The sequence below is a fragment of the Staphylococcus microti genome (genome assembly GCF_000934465.1).
GTDB classification, from domain to species: domain Bacteria; phylum Bacillota; class Bacilli; order Staphylococcales; family Staphylococcaceae; genus Staphylococcus; species Staphylococcus microti.
This window is the reverse complement of record NZ_JXWY01000017.1, coordinates 1-2351: the sequence shown is the minus strand read 5'-3', so window position 1 is coordinate 2351 and position 2351 is coordinate 1. Positions and strand designations below refer to the sequence as shown.

General features: G+C 29.3%; 2 protein-coding genes. One reads left to right on the top strand and one right to left on the bottom strand.

Features of this window, described 5'->3' with window-relative positions; genetic code table 11:
- Positions 1 to 563, bottom strand: a 563-nt coding sequence (locus TP70_RS02985) for an SLAC1 family transporter (protein ID WP_044359227.1), incomplete at its 3' end; no start/stop codon positions are given.
- Positions 564 to 702: 139 nt separating this feature from the next.
- On the opposite strand from TP70_RS02985, the gene merA reads away from it, so the two are divergent.
- Positions 703 to 2025: a hypothiocyanous acid reductase MerA gene (merA, locus tag TP70_RS02980; protein WP_042740070.1), complete on the top strand. Its 1323-nt coding sequence runs from the start codon at positions 703 to 705 to the stop codon at positions 2023 to 2025.
- Positions 2026 to 2351: the final 326 nt, after the last annotated feature.

Below are 2351 nucleotides of genomic sequence, written 5' to 3'. Positions count from 1 at the left end.
TTTACTAATGATTGTAAAGGATGTATTCTTACTCGTTTGAAAACAACAGGTAGAACCAAACAAGTTGCTAAAAAACCATAAATAACTGTTGTTTGGCCAATCCAATACTGACCACTAGTTTTTACTGTTAATCCTGCTATAGCAATTCCTATATAAAGTACAGTCCATGATGGAAAAACATTTTCTATAGAAAAATCTTTTAGATATTTAATTGAAAAAATTACCATATGAATGATAATTGCTGTAAAACATATAAACCAAATAGCTACTATTAAATTATTCATAAAAAAGATTTTATTAAAAAATGTATTCAAATAAGTTGTTGCTAAAAAACCAGACATAAAAAAAGTAGTAAATACAGATGATACTAGAGGATTTTTCAATTGTTCTTTTACACTATTAAAATCAATAACCATACTATATAAAAGATGTAAAAAAACAATAATAGCTAACCCCCCACAAATAGCACATAAAAAAAGAGAGAAATCTTTTAAAAGATTGCCCAGTCCTAATAAACCTAAGATAAGGCCCGATATTACTAATGGTACTTTTTTTAAAGGCATAATATGCAACTCCAATTGTGATTTTATTCACTAATTATAACACGAGAATGGATACTAAAATTAATTTAAGCAAATTATTTTACAGCTCTTGTATTTTTTATTTTAATGAGACCGTACAATTCAAAAAGGAGAATTTATCATGAAAAAATTCGATTATATTATTTTAGGTTTTGGTCAAGGTGGTAAAGTATTTGCAAAAGAAGAAGCACAAAATGGTAAAAAGATAGCTGTAGTAGAGAAGAATGCTTTGTATGGTGGAACGTGTATTAATGTAGGGTGTATTCCATCTAAAGTGATAGCCCTCGATAGTCAACATAAGTTGGATTTTAAAGATTCAATTAAACGAAAAAATGAAGTTGTAGCAGCTTTAAAGAACAAGAATTACAAAAATTTAGATATTGAAGAAAACATTACTATTTTTGATAATAAGGCAGAATTCAAAAGTAACAATGAAATAAATTTGTTAGATGATAAGGGGAAACTAGTAGATACTATTGTTGGGGATAAAATTATTATTAATACTGGTGCATCTCCTATTATTCCCAATGCAGACGGGCTTAAACAATCAAAATATGTGTATGACTCAACAGGTATTATGAACCTAGATAGCTTACCTAAGCATTTGGTGATTATAGGTGGTGGATATATTTCTTTAGAATTTGCATCAACTTTTGCAAATTTTGGAGCAAAAGTTACAGTTATAGAAAAAGCAGATTCTTTAATGCTACGAGAAGATAAAGAAATAGTCTCTCACATTCTAGAAGATTTGAAGAAAAAGAACATTAATTTTTTAACAGCAAGAGAAGTAGAAAGTGTTGAGGACGATGAAAATAGCGCATATGTAAGAACTAATAAAGAAACATTAGAAACTGATGCAATATTAGTAGCTATTGGTAGAAAGCCAAATACTGATTTAGCTTTAGAAAATACAGATGTAGAACTAGGTGAGCGCGGAGAGATAAAAACTAATGAATTCTTAGAAACCACCGCAGAAAATGTTTATGCTTTAGGTGATGTTAAGGGGGGGCTTCAATTTACATACGTTTCTAAAAATGACCGCTTCATTTTGAGAGATGCTATCTATGGTAAGAAGCAATTCAGTTTAAAGGATAGAAAAAGCGTTCCTTATACAGTTTTTATAGATCCTCCTTTATCAAGAGTAGGTTTGACTGCTAAAGAAGCAAAAGAAAAAGGATTTGATATATTAGAAAAGAGTCTATTGGTTAGTGCAATACCACGTCATAAAATAGATGATGACCATAGAGGATTGTTTAAGATTGTTGTAAACAAAGAAAACAATACATTGATTGGTGCTAGTTTATATGGACGAAAATCTGAAGAGATAATTAATACTTTAAAACTTATTATTGATTATAAAATCCCAATAGAAGATATAAAAACAAATATGTTTACACACCCTACTATGACAGAATCTTTAAATGATTTGTTTAACATTAGTTAGCTTTTTAATATCTTTTTATAAATCTTTTTATAAACCTTTTTAGGCGTGTGTTGAGCCTTAGAGCCTAAAGGGATTAAGATGTGTGAAAGGCAACTTTTTGTAACACTAAAGGCAACTTTTTGTAACACTAAAGGCAACTTTTTGTAACACTAAAGGCAACTTTTTGTAACAAGAATGGACACTTATTATAAAAAGGGTGCCTTTAGTGTTGAAACCTTGTTGTTATAGGTTTAGTATTATAATTACAAACAACACCAAAGACACCTTTTTTTCTTTAGGTGCCTTTAGTTTGTTCTTATAATTTGGAGGTCAATAAAAATGTCGGG

Bases quoted from the DNA above. Each gene is read 5' to 3' on its own strand.
- merA (WP_042740070.1), top strand. From the start codon at position 703: ATGAAAAAATTCGATTATATTATTTTAGGTTTTGGTCAAGGTGGTAAA.